The organism is Nocardia sp. NPDC058480 (assembly GCF_042720495.1).
Taxonomy (GTDB): Bacteria; Actinomycetota; Actinomycetes; order Mycobacteriales; family Mycobacteriaceae; genus Nocardia.
Genome location: NZ_JBHXMN010000005.1, coordinates 210410 through 224183, shown reverse-complemented (window position 1 = coordinate 224183; position 13774 = coordinate 210410). Strand labels below are relative to the sequence as shown.

The following is a 13774-nucleotide window of genomic DNA, read 5'->3' as shown; positions in this document are numbered from 1 at the left end:
TCCCACGGGCGCTGTCGCCGACGGTGCGCCCGCGTGGAATCGGCAGCGCCACTCGGCGATGCCGTCGTATCGATACCGCGACATCCATCGACGCGTGAATATCCCTGTCGGACAACGTCACTGGCCGAACGCGCGGATGACCGCCGCACCACTGTGGGTCCCGGTCGACCTGCGCGACGGCAACCAGGCGCTGGCCGAACCGATGGACCCAGCCCGCAAACGCCGATTCTTCGAACTGCTGATCGCCATGGGCTACAAGGAGATCGAGGTCGGCTACCCGTCCGCCTCGCAGACCGACTTCGATTTCGTGCGCCTGCTGGCCGGCACTCCGATCGCCCCGCCGGACGTGGCCGTCGTCGTGTTCACCCCGGCGCGTCGTGACCTGATCGAACGGACCGTCGAGTCGGTGCGCGGCATCACCAACGAGGTCGTGATGCACCTGTACACGGCCACCGCGCCGGTCTGGCGTGAGGTGGTTCTCGGCAAGGATCGCGCGCAACTGCGCGAGCTGATCGTCGCGGGCGCTCGCGATGTCCTCGAGTTGGCGGGTGACCTGCCGAACACGCGCTTCCAATTCTCGCCGGAGGTGTTCAACCTGACCGAACCGGATTTCGCCCTGGAGATCTGCGACGCCGTCACCGAGCTGTGGCAGGCGTCCCCGCGGCGGCCGGTGACGCTGAATCTGCCTGCGACAGTGGAGGTCGCGACCCCGAACGTCTACGCGGACCAGATCGAATACATGCACCGTAACCTGGCGCGCCGCGACGGTGTGATCCTGTCGGTGCACCCGCACAACGACCGGGGGACCGGTATCGCCTGCGCCGAACTGGCCGTCCTGGCCGGCGCGCAACGCGTGGAGGGCTGCGTCTTCGGAAACGGTGAACGCACGGGGAACGTCGACATTGCCACGCTGGCGCTGAACCTGCACGCCCAGGGCGTCGACCCGATGATCGACTTCTCCGATATCGACGAGATCCGTCGCACCGTCGAGCACTGCACCCGCCTGCCCGTCCACGAAAGGCATCCGTACGTAGGCGATCTCGTCCACACCGCCTTCTCCGGCACCCACCAGGACGCGATCCGCAAGGGCATGGCCGAACATCGCGAGCGGGCAGCGGCCGAGGGCATCCCCGAACGCGAATCACACTGGCAGGTGCCGTATCTGCCGATCGACCCCGCCGACCTCGGCCGCTCCTACGACGCCGTGATCCGGGTCAATTCGCAGTCCGGCAAGGGCGGCATCGCCTACCTGCTGCACACCGAATACGGACTGGACCTGCCACGCCGCCTGCAGATCGACCTCGCGAAGCGGGTACAAGAACGCGCCGATGAGACCGGCGCGGAGATCACCGCCAAGGAACTGCGCACGCTGTTCGAGCAGGCCTACACCGCCCCCGATCAACGAATCACGCTGGTGCGGTGGGAGATCGCCGACGGCACCACCGAGATCGTCCTCGACGCCTACGGCACCGAACGGCGCTCGGTACACCACAGCGTCGGCCCGATCGACGCCCTGACAGCCGCCCTCGCCGGGGCGGGCCACTCCATCGAGATCCTCGGCCTGACCGAGCATTCCGTGGACAAGGGCGCCGACAGCGCCGCAGTGAGTTACGTCGAATACCGAGCGGCGGGCCGCACCGGTTGGGCGTTCGGTCGCCACATCTCGGTCGTGGCGGCCGCACTGGCAGCGGTGGTGAACGCCGTCAACGCGACAGGGTAGGTCGATCGGGGCGGTCGCTCCGCATCAGTCCGCGTCGCCCTCGCACCAGTCGTCGAACGCGTCGAACTCCGCTTCGTACTGGGGTGGGACCGAGTCCTCGATCGCATCCTCGATCGGATCCCAGGCACCATTGCACCACTCGGGTGCGGGCGGCCACGACTCGATGTATTCGACCAACGGCGACGAGGGCGGCTCGGCTTCCTGTGCTGTCGCGATACCCGCGGTGGCCAGGGTCAATGCCGCGGCGGCACCCGCGGTGGCGATGATCCGGCAAACGCAGTTCATAAACATCCTCCTGTCCGCGCCGACATGCGATGTCCGGTAATCGTAGCTCCGGGCAACCGCGGGACTGAACGCGACGTTTGCGCTGTCACCACCATCCCGTCAGGTACATCAGGCCGAGGCTGGTGGTGCCGAGGATAAGTCCGAGGGTGCCGCCGAGGATCAGCGGACGGATACCTGCGGTGCGCAGGCGGGCGAGGCTCAGGGAGGTGCCGATGGCGGCGAGGACGGCGGCGATGAGCCAGCTGCTGGTGGTGGCGAGCGGCTCGGTCAGTTCGGTGGGGATGATGTTCAGGCCCGCGATGACGGAGGCGGCCAGGAACAGGACCACGAAGAGGGGAACCGCTTGGCGCAGGGAGGCCTGGGGTAGATCGGTCTGCTCGGCGATGTGGCGGCGGCCGACGTGCAGGCCGAGGCAGAGCGGGATGATGGCGAGGCTGCGGACCATTTTCACGATCACCGCGAAATGGGCCGCACCGGCACCGAAGATGACGCCCGCGGCGAGGACCGACGAGGTGTCGTTGATCGCGGTGCCCGCCCATAGTCCGAACGCCTCCTGTGACAGCCCGAGAGCGCGGCCGAGCGGCGGATACACCAGCACGGCAGTCACATTGAAGATGAAGATGGTGCCGAGGGCATAGGCGACACGTTGCTTGTCGGGTCGCAGGACCGCGGTGGCGGCGGCGATCGCGGACGCGCCACAGATCGTCGTGCCCACGGCTATCAGCGTCGCGGACTCCTTGTCGACCGCCAGCATCCGCCCGACGAAGAACGCCGCCACACCGCCGACGACCAACGTCCCGAGTAGCACGACGGCCGTCTCTCTCCCCACACTCAGGACCGACCCGAGTGGCAGGCCGAGTCCGAGCAGCACGATCGCCAGCCCGAGCAACCGCTGCCGGGCGACGTCGAGCCCCGGGCCGAACGTCGCGCCTGTCACGTCCTTGCGACGCAGCACCATCCCGGCGACAGCGCCCGCACCGAGCGCGAGCACCGGCGCGCCGATCATCGGCAGCGCCTTGCCGACCGGCGTGGCCACGGTGGCCAGGAGCGCGGCGAGGGCCAGGCCGGGGGCGAGAGTGGGTACGCGATTCACTCCCTCACCATCGCGTCACCGAGGATTCCGAGGTAGAGGGCGAATTCGCAGGTGCCCATCAATGTGGCTTATGGCCCCGTCGACGGAGCGTGTGGTTTGCTGGAGACGTGCGGAAACGAACCGGGCTGACTGTTGCCACCGGTGTCGGGCTGATGCTGTGGGGTGAATGGGCGAATCGGCGCGCCTCCCATCGGGGCGTCGGATCCCCGCGTGCCGGGTCGGAAGCGGTCGTGGTGCTGGGGTACCGCAACGCCGGTTCGCGGGCGAACGGCATGAACCGGTGGCGGGTGCGTGCCGGCCTGCGATCCATCGATCCGCGCGCCACCTCGACCCGCCTCGTCCTGTGCGGGGGCGCCTGCGCCGGTCCGGCGACCGAGGCGGCGCTGATGGGGCGCTACGCCGTGCAAACCTGTGGTTATGACGGCGAACTCGTGCTGGAGGAGTCGAGCCGATCCACTTGGGAGAACATCGCTTTCGCGATTCCGTACCTGCAGGATGTCGACCGGATCAAGATCGTCTCACTGCCGACACACGCCGAGACCGCGCGCGCCTATCTCGCGGAACAGAGCCCGGAATTGGCCGTCCGGCTCGTCCCGGGACAGGAGTATCGGTTCGGCGAATGGATGCCACTGAAACCGGTGTTCGCCCTCTACGGTGTGGCGAAGAAGCTGCGCGGCCGATTCGGCCTGGATCACGGCGGCGACGGTGCCTGATGTGGCGTGGCACCCCCTGTCGCCCATAATCGGGCCATGACCCTGCCACCCGGAACACCCGACCTGGAGGTCCTCGACCTCCTCGTGTCGGTGGCCGAGCTGGGCAGCCTGGGCGCCGCCGCCCGCAGACACGGGGTCAGCCAACCCGCCGCGAGCATGCGGGTCAGCGCGCTCGAACGCCGCCTGCACGTGAAGCTGCTCGACCGCGCACCGACCGGCTCCGAACTCACCGACGCGGGTCGCGCCGTCGTCGCCCACGCTCGTACCGTCCTCGCCGCCGTGCACGACCTCGTGGACGACGTCGCCCGGCTCCGCGCCGCACAGGCCCCGCGGCTACGCATCGCCGCCTCCAAAACCATTGCCGACCACCGCATTCCGCATTGGCTCGCCGCCCTGCGTGCTGATCACCCCGAAGTCGTGATCTCCCTCGAAGTCGAGAACTCGACCCAGGTCGCGGGCCTCGTGCGCGACGGCACCGCCGATCTCGGCTTCGTCGAAGGCCCACATCCACCGGCCGGACTCGGCAGTCGGGTACTGGGCGCCGACGACCTCGTCGTAGTCGTGGCACCGAATCATCCATGGGCGCAACGGAAGACCCCGGTCACGCTGACCGAGCTGGCAGGCACCGCGCTGCTGTGGCGTGAACCGGGTTCTGGCACCCGCGACACCGTGTGGGACCTGCTCGCCACCGCGGCCCCACCCGCCGGCCCGGCCGCGGAGCTCGGGTCGACCGCGGCGATCGTGGCGGCGGCTCGCACCGGCATGGCACCGGCGGTCCTGAGCCGATTGATCGCCGCACCTGATCTCGTCACCGGCACCCTGGTGGAAGTCGCCTCGGCCGATGCCGCCCGCCTGACCCGCAAATTCCGGGCCATCTGGCGCCGCAACACCCCGCCGACCGGGCCGGGCGAACTGCTCGTGGAGCGGGCCGCGTTGCTCGAGAACGCGCGTGGTTGAGCGTCGCCCGTCCTAGCCGAGCGTTTCGAGCACGGCAACGGCCTTCGCCGCGCCGCCGTAGCCACTGATGGCGACGGCCAGCTGTTTCGCGGCCGACGCGAAGCCGCTGTCGCCGAGGATCTGTGCGGCGGTCCGCGCGATCACCGCGCTGCTCGCGTCGGGCATCAGCATCAGGCCCGCGCCGAGGGTTTGGACCTGTTCGGCGTTGAAGAACTGATCGCGGCCCATCGGGGTGCACAGCAGCGGCACACCACGACCGAGCGCGGCCATCGTCGTACCGAGCCCCGCGTGGGTGATCACCAGCGATGCCGACGGAAGGATCTCCGCGTGTGGCACATACCGCACGACTTGGGTATCCGCCCCCGCACGAACTGTCGCCGGGTCGATCGCCGCTCCGGTCGTGACGATGGCGCGCACCGGCATCTGCGCGACCGCATCGACACACCGCTGCAACAGCTCGGCCTGACCTTGCTCGCTCGTGCTCAGTGCGACCAGGACCAGCGGCTTCGACCCGTCACCGATCTCGACCTCCTCGATCTCGCGTGACAGCGCGGGTGCATCGAGGACAGGCCCGATGCGCACCACGTTGGCCGCGTCCGGCACGTCGGGCTCGAACTCCTTCGGCGCCGCGACGAGCGCCAGCGCGCACGCGTCGTGGATATCGGCGAGACGCTCGATCGCGGGCAGGCCGAGCTCCGCGCGCGCCGCGTTCGCGATCGCGATACCCGGCGCGAACATCTCGACCAGCGGCCCGCCCCGAAAGATCGTGTACGCCGTGTGGACCAGCGTCGCGGTCGGTGTGCCCGATGCCAGCGCGACGTCGATTGCGGTGATCAGCAGACAATCGACGATCACCGCATCAGCAGGCTCGCGGTCCAGCTCCCGCGCGAGGTCACGCGCGATGGCCGAACTGAAGCACAGCTCCTCGATCATGAGCTTCACCTCGGCTTCGAAGTCGTCCGGGGTAGCCATCGCGTCCCAGCCCTCGCTCTGCGTCAAGGCGAGGAAGCGGGCGCCGACATCGGCGCATCGTTGCGCGATCGTCTCGTGGCCGAGTATTCGGACGTCGTGGCCGCGATCGACCAGGGCACGCGCGATGCCAAGTGTCGGGACCAGGTTCCCCGCGCCGTCCCAGGTGGTGATCAGGTAGCGAGCCATGACGTTCCTCCTCGAGGATTTGCTTGACAGCTTGTAAAGTACGGTATGGTTTACAGCGTGTCAAGTGGCGGACGTCCCCAAACCCGGACTCAGATCCTCGAGTCGGCGCGCGCGATGTTCGAGGAACACGGCTATCACGGCGCCGGCCTCGGAGCTATCGCGAAGGCGGCCGGGGTCTCCCGCCAGGCGATCTACCTCCATTTCCCGTCGAAGGTCGAGTTGCTGACGGCCCTGCATCTGCACATCTACGCCACCGATGTCGTTCCGGCACTCGAACGGCATCCGATCACGGACACGATGACCGCGTGGGAGGCGCTCGACGCGACGATCGCCGCCGATGTCGAGGTCGCGTCCAGGGTGTGGCGGATTCACGAGGCGCTGGTGGTGGCTCGGCGCCAGCATCCGGAAGTCGAGGAGACCTTGCGGGTCCGCGAGGCGGATCGCTACGGCGAGCTGCTAGATCTCGGGCGGCGGCTCGAGCGAGGTGGCGCACTGCCGCCGAAGGTCGCTGCCGATTCGGTGGCCGACATGCTGTGGGGCCTCGTCAACACCGGTACCTACGGGAATCTCGTCAACGACCGAGAGTGGTCACTCGACCGGTACAGGTGTTGGGTACGCGACACCATCCGCCTCCATCTCGCCGCGGACTGATCGCGCAGGAGTCCGCCGGGCACCGAGTCCCATTCCGGTATTTGCTCTTGTCAACGTAATGTCAGGGTGATTGGTCCTATCGACGGAATGTTGTCGTCGGCCTGGTGCCGCGCGTGCCCAACAGTGGACGGGCGCTTGGACAGCGGCGTTCTCTTCTATCGGATGCCAAAGTTGATTGGTCCGGGAGTCCATCGAGCCGATCGATCGACGGTGACTGTGTCGAGTTCTGCGGGTGTCGCGGTTGGCTCGAACGGCACGAGGCGGTGGATCTCGCCCCAGTTACGTTTCCAGTCATCCTTCAAATAGGAAGGCAGGACATCGGTGCGGGTCACGAGATCGGTGTAGCCGAGGGGGCCGCCGGAGGCGTGGCTCTGCCAGTTGCTGGTCATGATCGCCGCCGAAAACTCCGGAAGGATGCGGTATTCGGGAATCTCGGCCACTCCGTAGCGGTGCCGCATCGGCTGCTGGCAGGGGAACTGCAGGCCGACCAGCCAATCCAGGAGCACCGGCCTGGTATGGCCGACCAATTCATCGAGGGTGCGCAGGTCAGGCACACGCGGCGGTGTCACCGCCACCCATTGCTCGGCATCGGAGCTGTTGACGGTGGCAACGATACGAACCGCATCAGCGTGGGACGGCAACTGCTGCAGCGGAACCCGAAGGTTGCGCCAGGAAGGTTGGAGCACGCTGACGTCATCAGGGATAACTCGCCCGAGTGGTACCACCTCGGCCGCGCTCGTGCTTCCGTATTCGATCTCAACACTCTGACCGATCACCGGGAGGCCGTCGAGATCGGTGGTGGCGACGCGTCCAGCAGTTGCGATCGCGAGGATCTGGCCACGGCTACCGCTCGAGTCGGGCGCCGGGAGTCGATACCAGCCGGAGACAAGCGTTTTCGTGACACCAGGGCTGCCGAAACTGCCGAGCACTGGCGTAGCGGCCGGATCCAGCCCGAACGGGAGCGCGAGCGTGCTGCCGTTGATGCCACGCGGGCTGGACCCGCCGAGCCCACCGCCCTCGGTCGAGCCGGATTCGGTAGTGGTTCCCGCACTGCCGAGCGACTGGCCGACCGAAGCCGAGGCTGCGTCGGAAGCATCAGGGACCAAATCGTTGGTGTTGACGCCGTTCGGAGTGAACCCGTCATTGTCTGCGCCCAAGGCAGTAGCTCGGTCGCCGGACAGCGGTTGCAGCATCCCCGCATTCGGATCAGGCTCGACCAGCACCTCGTCGGCCAGCCCGCACGGTTCACCAGCAAGCGCGGAAAAGTTCGACTTCGCCAGCGAATACGCCGGATATTGATCGATTCCGGCCTTGACGAATGATACGACCTCGAAGGCCACTACCAGCCCGACCGTGATGGTCAGAGCCGGAATCCGACGGTGTGTCCGGTGTTCTGCGCTGCGGAATGGTTCGCGGATATGCAACCAGCCTGCGAATGCGAGCAACAGGATCGCGACTATGAGCAGGGCAGTGCCCGCGCTGGTGCCCTTGACCGAGATCGGCTTGTCCCACCAGGGAATTCCGTAGGCGGCGACATACCACCAACTGTTCGAACTGGTGAAGGCCAGCGCTAGCACGGCGGTGACGACGGCCGCGAACAGCGCGCGGTTGCGTGGTGATCTCACGACTCGGGGCCCTGCCGCGACCGCGGCCACGACTGCGACAGCGCCGGCGAGCCCGGCGAAGACGCCGAAGTGGTGGGTGAACTTGGTCGGCGAGAGCGCCATCAGCGGAATCGTGGCAACGGTGGTGCCCAGAATCCGGCGCGTGGGTCCGGCTGCCAGACCGGGGATCCGGCCGCCGTGGCGCACAAGGGCCAGTACCGACACTGCCAAGGTCAGAAATAGCAACAGCATGGCGAATCGGCGCGCCATCGAACCGTCAGGGCCGACCTGGAACAGGGATTGATAGACGAAAGTTTCGTCGTACCACGGCATGTTCGGGCCGACCACGGCGTGCGCGTCGCTCATCGCCGAGACCTCGGAGAACGGCTGACCAATGAACACGAGCGCCAGAATCGACACACCGACCGCCGCAGCCGGAGCCAGCAGTGCCAGGTAACCAACACTGCGCGCCCGTTCGACGATGATCTGCACCAGCGGACGAGCACCGGCCAGCAACGCAGCGAAACAGATCACCCCTGCGGGATTGGTGACCACTGCCAGCGCGGCCGGTATCAACGCAATCGCGGCGGGCGCGAGTCGCCGTGTCGCCAGGGTTCGCTCCATCGACACCCAGACCAGCAAAACGCCGAGGGCGACGGCAGGTTCGGGCCGCAGACCGTTGTTGTACGGAAGCCAGAACGCAAGCAGCGCCAAGCCACCCGCCCAGATCGCTGCCTTCTCTTGACGTGCGGCAATTCCTAGACGCGGCACGACCTCGCGGCTGATCAGGAACCAGCACACGATGCCGAACATCAACTCCGGTAGTCGCACCACGATGCTCGCGGTCGAAATCTGTGCCAGCCAGCCGACAACGAGGTCGTAGGGAATTCCGATCGGTGTTTCGGGCACCCCGAAGTAGGCGAAGTAGTTCGCCAGGTATCCCGCATGTCCGGCTGTTCGTGCCATTCCCAGGATGTAGCCGTCGTCGGCGGTACCGGCACCGATGAAATACCACAGAATCAGGGTGCCGATGACTACGCCGTCGACCCACCGCGGCCGCCACCAACGTTGCGGCAAGACCCGCCGATTGCGGCGCCCGTCGCGGCAGTCGAGGCGGTGCAAGGCGAACAGTGCCACTGCCGCGGCGATGAAGACGCCGATGATCGCGATCAGTTTGAGCGCTGTCGGTGCGGTCGTGAATCGAGAATCGATCTCCACATCGGTCCGCATCCCCGCGGGAACATCGCCGGCCAGATCGGTGAATAACCCGACCAACTGCGGCCGGAAGTCACCTTCGACGATCACGGGCTCAGAACCGCTGACCTCGACAGTGGTTCGGGCGCTGGTGGATACGACCGAAACTCGACAATCGGCGGACAAGTCCACCACCGCGGTATCGACCAGAGTTTTGTCGCGCAGGACGACTTGCAGACGATTTCCGGCGTCAGCTGTCGCGACGAGCACGTTCAGGCCGTAGTGCCAAGCCTGCCCGGATGCTGGTGGCACCGTCGCCATCAGGTACCCACCGCGAGGGCTCAATCCCGAAGTTGCAGCACACGGAATCGTCGCGTCGACGCTGACGGGTGAATATGAGACCAAAGGCGATGTCACGCTGGTTGCGCGACCGTCCTGCGGCCATGAGAACGACGCTTGTTGCTGCTGCACGGGAAGAAACGGCACCGCTAACGCGAGTAGCACGCCGACGATTCCTGCGACAATCGCGACAATTCGCCACAATCGGCCAGAATCTTGCTGCTGGTCCTGGGGATCGAAGGGTTGATCGTCGGACGGCCGCCGTCGGCTGAGCAACAAGGTCACGATTTCCGATCCTAGCCACCCGCCAAAAGTGCATCGGCCGGCACCGAATACCCTCCGCGACAGCATGCTTCGAGTTAGATGAGTTGCCCGAAATGGATATACCACTATGCGTGACCCGATCACACCGACGGCTCGAACCGGTCGCGCCGACGATCTGCTCGCTCGCGCGAGTAGTGTGCCAAGGCCATTCCGCAAGTTCGAGCTGTTGTCGCGAGATTCAGCAGGAAGCTTCGGCTTGCTCCTGACGTAACGTCAGGCTCTAGCGTCGGCGGTACCAGCGCATGGTGCGTCGGTGGAAGTGAGATGGAAGCGGATGGACGAGACCGGAATCGAGCAGGTGTGGAAGGTCGGTGAGCTCGCGGCCGAGGCCGGATTGACGGTTCGGACGTTGCACCACTATGACCGCATCGGGTTGGTGCGCCCAGCGAGGCGCACCAATACCGGTCACAGGCTCTACACCGAAGCCGATGTCGGGCACCTGTATCAGGTATCACTTCCTGGGATTGATCAGGAGGACTGTCATGGTCGACGACACCGTCAAGAAATACTTCACCCGAGAGAATGTCCAGGCTTTCACCGCCCTCTACTTCGCGCAGCTCACGGCCCGCCAGAGCGCACTGGAGCTTTGGTACGCCGAGGACGCGCAACTCACGATCGGGGACACTCGGTACGCGGGCACAACGGCAATCTTTGAGCAGCTCGTCCAATTCCCGCGGGCTGGGTACAACGTCAACACGATTGATGTCCAGTCGGACACCGATGCCTCTGTGCTTGTTCGGGTGACGGGACATCTCATGCTGGACGGAACTCCAGATGCGCGTTCGTTCGAGACATCCTTCGCGCTGAACGGATCCTCGATGATCGCCGACCAGACCTTCCACGGTTTCTAGATCGCGATTGGACGACCCCGCGAGACCTTCGTGTCCCGCGATGCCGCACATTGGCTGCAGCTGAAGCGCGCGTTCTCACTCGACACCCATTTGCCCCGTCATCGGCCGGATCCCGTTCGACCCGGCGGTCCGGCAGGTGATCGGGGCGCTCCGTTCGTCGACACCGACCCCGACTCCGCGCCTGCCAGGGCCATCGGAGAGATCGCGGCAACCATCGCGACGATCGTGCGCCGCCCGTTGCCCGTGACGCCGGTCAGCCCGGCGATGGTCTGAGATCGAGGCGAAATAGTGCGTAAGCGGAGCTAACGGCTCTAGTCTGTTAGCGCTACGCACTGTGGAGGTTGGATCAAATGACGGTCGAGATCGTGACCGAGCCGGCGCCGGAAAGCCTGTGGACCGGATCGGGCCGGGCGACCGGAGCACCGCCGACGTCGATGATCGAGCGGATGACGCTCATTCTGGACGCGTTCGACGCCGCCACACCCACGCTGACGCTGCTCGGGCTCGCCGAACGCACCGGCCTGCCGCGCTCGACCGTGCATCGCATCCTCGACCAGATGATCCGGTTGCGCTGGCTCGCACACACTCCCGGCGGTTACCGGCTGGGCCTGCGGGTGCTCGAACTCGGCGGGCTCGCGGCCGAGCAGAACGAGCTGCGCGAGGTGGTCGGGCCGCTGCTCTACGAACTCAGTCAGCGCACCGGGCTGGTGGGGCACCTCGCGGTGCTCGACGGGCGCGAGGTGTTGTTCCTCGATCGTTCGGGTGGTCGCGGGCGGGTGGTCATCCCGACCCGCGTCGGCGGCAGGCTGCCCGCACACTGCACCGCGGTCGGCAAGGCGCTGCTGGCCACGCTGGAGCCCGGCATCGCGGAGGCCTCGCTGCGTGGCAATGCCGTGGCACGGACCGCGCGCACGATCGTCGACCGGGCCGAACTGCACCGCGAACTCGCCCGCATCCGCAACCGTCAGGGCGTGGCCGTGGACACCGAGGAATCGCTGCCGGGCGTCGGCTGCGTGGCGGTGCCGATCCGTGGCCGCGGTGTCGCGGTGGCGGCGATCTCGCTGTCGGGCACGATCAAGGGTGAGCGCACCGCACTCGACACCGCGCGGCTGGCTCGGGCGCTCGCCGAGGTGGCCAAGGAAGCATCGCGCACCCTGGCCCCCCGGCACCCGCACTAGGGCGTGCGCCGCGCGATCGCCCGACCGGCCGCGCGACCCGAGAAGATGCACCCGCCGAGGAACGTGCCCTCCAGCGCGTTGTAACCGTGCACGCCGCCACCGCCGAACCCGGCGACCTCACCGGCGGCGTAGAGCCCCGCGAACACCGAGCCGTCCGGGCGCAGCACCTGCGAATCGAGGTCGGTCTGCAGCCCGCCGAGGGTCTTGCGGGTCAGTACATTGAGGCGTACCGCGATGAGCGGGCCGTGCGCCGGGTCGAGGATGCGGTGCGGTTTGACGACGCGGACCTTGTCGCCGAGGAACTTTCGGGCGTTGTTGATCGCGGTCACCTGTGCGTCCTTGGAGAACGAGTTCGCGACTTCGCGGTCCCTGCCCACGATCTGGTGTTCGAGGGCGGCCACATCCAGCTTCGGCCCGCGGGCGAGCTCGTTCATGCCGTCGACGAGCTCGGCCAGCGAGTTGGCGACAACGAAGTCGACGCCGTGCTGCTTGAACGCCTCCACCGGGCCCGGCGCGCCCTTGGCCAGCCTGCTGCGCACGGTGAACTTCAAGTCCTTGCCGGTGATATCGGGATTCTGTTCCGAACCCGACAGCGCGAACTCCTTCTCGATGATCGACTGGTTCAGGACGAACCACGAGTAGTCGTAGCCGGTCGACAGAATCTGGCGCATGGTCTCGTTGGTGTCGAAACCGGGGAAACACGGTGCGGGCATACGGTTTCCGTTCGCGTCGAACCACAGCGACGACGGGCCGGGAATGATACGGATGGCGTGGTCGGGCCAGATCGGATCCCAGTTGTTGATGCCCTCGGTGTAGTGCCACATCCGGTCGCGGTTGACCAGCGCCGCCCCTGCCTCCTCGGAGATGCCAAGCATCCGGCCGTCCACATAGGCGGGGACACCGGAGATCATGGTCTCCGGGCACGGGCCGAGACGTTCGGTGGGCCAATTGCGGCGGATGAGGTCGTGGGCGTGACCGATACCGCCCGAACTCACGATCACCGCCGGGGCGTGGAAGGTGAACTCGCCCACCACATCCCGATTCGACGCCTGGCCGCGGTCGGTGTCGGAGGGCGCGAGGACGCTGCCGCGCGCACCGGTGACGGCGCCGTCTTCGACGATCAGCTCGTCGACGCGATGCCGGAACGCGAAGCGCACCAATCCTTTCGCCTCACCGGCCAGGACCGGCTCCAGGAAGACGCGGAGCACTTCGGGCCCGGTGCCCCAGGTGAGATGGAACCGCGGGACCGAGTTGCCGTGCCCGCCGGCCAGACCGCCGCCCCGCTCGGCCCAGCCGACCAGCGGGGTGAAGCGCAAACCCAAGGCCTGCAGGTAGTCCCGCTTCTCGTCGGTGGCGAACCGTACGTAGGCCTTCGCCCATTCGCGGCCCATCCGGTCCTCGTCCTCGCGGTCGAAACCGGCCGAACCCAGCCAATCCTGCAGTGCCAGTTCGTAGGAGTCCTTGATGCCGAGCCTGCGCTGCTCCGGGCTGTCGACGACGAACAACCCACCCAGCGACCAGAACGCCTGCCCGCCGAGGTTGGCGCGATTCTCCTGATCGAGCACCAGTACCTTGCGTCCGGCGAGTACCAACTCGTGCGCGGCGACCAGGCCCGCCAGTCCGGCGCCGACGACAATCGCGTCGGGGGAGAAATCTTCGGTGGGCTCAGGCGCTGTGCTCGACATGCCTGGAACGTAGCATTGGTTC

The 13774-nt window shown here is 66.8% G+C and carries 12 protein-coding genes and 1 pseudogene; 8 read left to right on the top strand and 5 right to left on the bottom strand.

The genetic code is table 11. The features are described 5' to 3' along the window. Positions 1-58 precede the first annotated feature (58 nt). Positions 59-1720, top strand: a complete 1662-nt coding sequence (locus ACFWO8_RS15190; protein WP_378950925.1) for a 2-isopropylmalate synthase — start codon at positions 59-61, stop codon at positions 1718-1720. Between the two features lie 24 nt (positions 1721-1744). Here the strand turns inward: ACFWO8_RS15190 and ACFWO8_RS15185 are convergent, their stop codons facing one another. Both ACFWO8_RS15185 and ACFWO8_RS15180 read right to left on the bottom strand, forming a co-directional pair. Continuing rightward, a complete protein-coding gene (locus ACFWO8_RS15185) occupies positions 1745-2005 on the bottom strand; it encodes a hypothetical protein (RefSeq protein ID WP_378950193.1) in 261 nt (86 codons plus the stop codon). Between the two features lie 85 nt (positions 2006-2090). Beyond that, complete coding sequence (locus ACFWO8_RS15180) at positions 2091-3098, bottom strand: YeiH family protein (protein WP_378950191.1); 1008 nt, start codon at positions 3096-3098, stop codon at positions 2091-2093. 107 nt (positions 3099-3205) lie between these two features. Here ACFWO8_RS15180 and ACFWO8_RS15175 point away from each other — a divergent pair, with 107 nt between their 5' ends. Together ACFWO8_RS15175 and ACFWO8_RS15170 are read left to right on the top strand one after the other, a co-directional pair. Further along, positions 3206-3811: a YdcF family protein gene (locus ACFWO8_RS15175; RefSeq protein WP_378950189.1), complete on the top strand. Its 606-nt coding sequence runs from the start codon at positions 3206-3208 to the stop codon at positions 3809-3811. A 36-nt stretch (positions 3812-3847) separates the two neighbouring features. After that, complete coding sequence (locus ACFWO8_RS15170; RefSeq protein WP_378950187.1) at positions 3848-4768, top strand: LysR family transcriptional regulator; 921 nt, start codon at positions 3848-3850, stop codon at positions 4766-4768. Between the two features lie 12 nt (positions 4769-4780). Here ACFWO8_RS15170 and ACFWO8_RS15165 read toward each other — a convergent pair whose 3' ends face one another. Beyond that, positions 4781-5926 (bottom strand): glycosyltransferase, encoded by a 1146-nt coding sequence (locus ACFWO8_RS15165; RefSeq protein ID WP_378950185.1) that lies wholly within the window; start codon positions 5924-5926, stop codon positions 4781-4783. A gap of 57 nt (positions 5927-5983) precedes the next feature. On the opposite strand from ACFWO8_RS15165, the gene ACFWO8_RS15160 reads away from it, so the two are divergent. Further along, on the top strand, positions 5984-6577 hold the full coding sequence (locus tag ACFWO8_RS15160) for a TetR/AcrR family transcriptional regulator (protein WP_378950183.1): 594 nt from the start codon (positions 5984-5986) through the stop codon (positions 6575-6577). A gap of 155 nt (positions 6578-6732) precedes the next feature. On the opposite strand, the gene ACFWO8_RS15155 is transcribed toward ACFWO8_RS15160, so the two are convergent. Beyond that, positions 6733-9999, bottom strand: coding sequence for an arabinosyltransferase domain-containing protein (locus tag ACFWO8_RS15155; protein ID WP_378950181.1), 3267 nt, complete (start codon positions 9997-9999; stop codon positions 6733-6735). Between the two features lie 313 nt (positions 10000-10312). Between ACFWO8_RS15155 and ACFWO8_RS15150 the strand changes: the two are divergent. The 4 genes and pseudogenes from ACFWO8_RS15150 to ACFWO8_RS15135 all read left to right on the top strand — a co-directional run. Then, positions 10313-10426, top strand: a pseudogene (locus ACFWO8_RS15150) (MerR family DNA-binding transcriptional regulator); the annotation flags it as partial. Positions 10427-10520: 94 nt separating this feature from the next. Continuing rightward, positions 10521-10889, top strand: coding sequence for a ketosteroid isomerase family protein (locus tag ACFWO8_RS15145; protein WP_378950922.1), 369 nt, complete (start codon positions 10521-10523; stop codon positions 10887-10889). Between the two features lie 30 nt (positions 10890-10919). Continuing rightward, positions 10920-11162 carry a hypothetical protein gene (locus ACFWO8_RS15140; protein WP_378950179.1) on the top strand — a complete coding sequence of 81 codons (243 nt, stop codon included), beginning with the start codon at positions 10920-10922 and terminating at the stop codon, positions 11160-11162. Positions 11163-11239: 77 nt separating this feature from the next. Further along, positions 11240-12067: an IclR family transcriptional regulator gene (locus ACFWO8_RS15135; protein WP_378950177.1), complete on the top strand. Its 828-nt coding sequence runs from the start codon at positions 11240-11242 to the stop codon at positions 12065-12067. Here ACFWO8_RS15135 and ACFWO8_RS15130 read toward each other — a convergent pair. Next, positions 12064-13752 carry an FAD-binding dehydrogenase gene (locus ACFWO8_RS15130; protein ID WP_378950175.1) on the bottom strand — a complete coding sequence of 563 codons (1689 nt, stop codon included), beginning with the start codon at positions 13750-13752 and terminating at the stop codon, positions 12064-12066. The two genes, ACFWO8_RS15135 and ACFWO8_RS15130, sit on opposite strands and share 4 nt — an antisense overlap. Positions 13753-13774 lie beyond the last annotated feature (22 nt).

What these genes read in the sequence shown, in the direction of transcription:
- ACFWO8_RS15145 (WP_378950922.1), top strand. Translation starts at nt 10,521, where the DNA reads ATGGTCGACGACACCGTCAAGAAATACTTCACCCGAGAGAATGTCCAG.
- ACFWO8_RS15170 (WP_378950187.1), top strand. Translation starts at nt 3,848, where the DNA reads ATGACCCTGCCACCCGGAACACCCGACCTGGAGGTCCTCGACCTCCTC.
- ACFWO8_RS15165 (WP_378950185.1), bottom strand. Translation starts at nt 5,926, where the DNA reads ATGGCTCGCTACCTGATCACCACCTGGGACGGCGCGGGGAACCTGGTC.
- ACFWO8_RS15130 (WP_378950175.1), bottom strand. Translation starts at nt 13,752, where the DNA reads ATGTCGAGCACAGCGCCTGAGCCCACCGAAGATTTCTCCCCCGACGCG.
- ACFWO8_RS15135 (WP_378950177.1), top strand. Translation starts at nt 11,240, where the DNA reads ATGACGGTCGAGATCGTGACCGAGCCGGCGCCGGAAAGCCTGTGGACC.
- ACFWO8_RS15190 (WP_378950925.1), top strand. Translation starts at nt 59, where the DNA reads ATGCCGTCGTATCGATACCGCGACATCCATCGACGCGTGAATATCCCT.
- ACFWO8_RS15185 (WP_378950193.1), bottom strand. Translation starts at nt 2,005, where the DNA reads ATGAACTGCGTTTGCCGGATCATCGCCACCGCGGGTGCCGCCGCGGCA.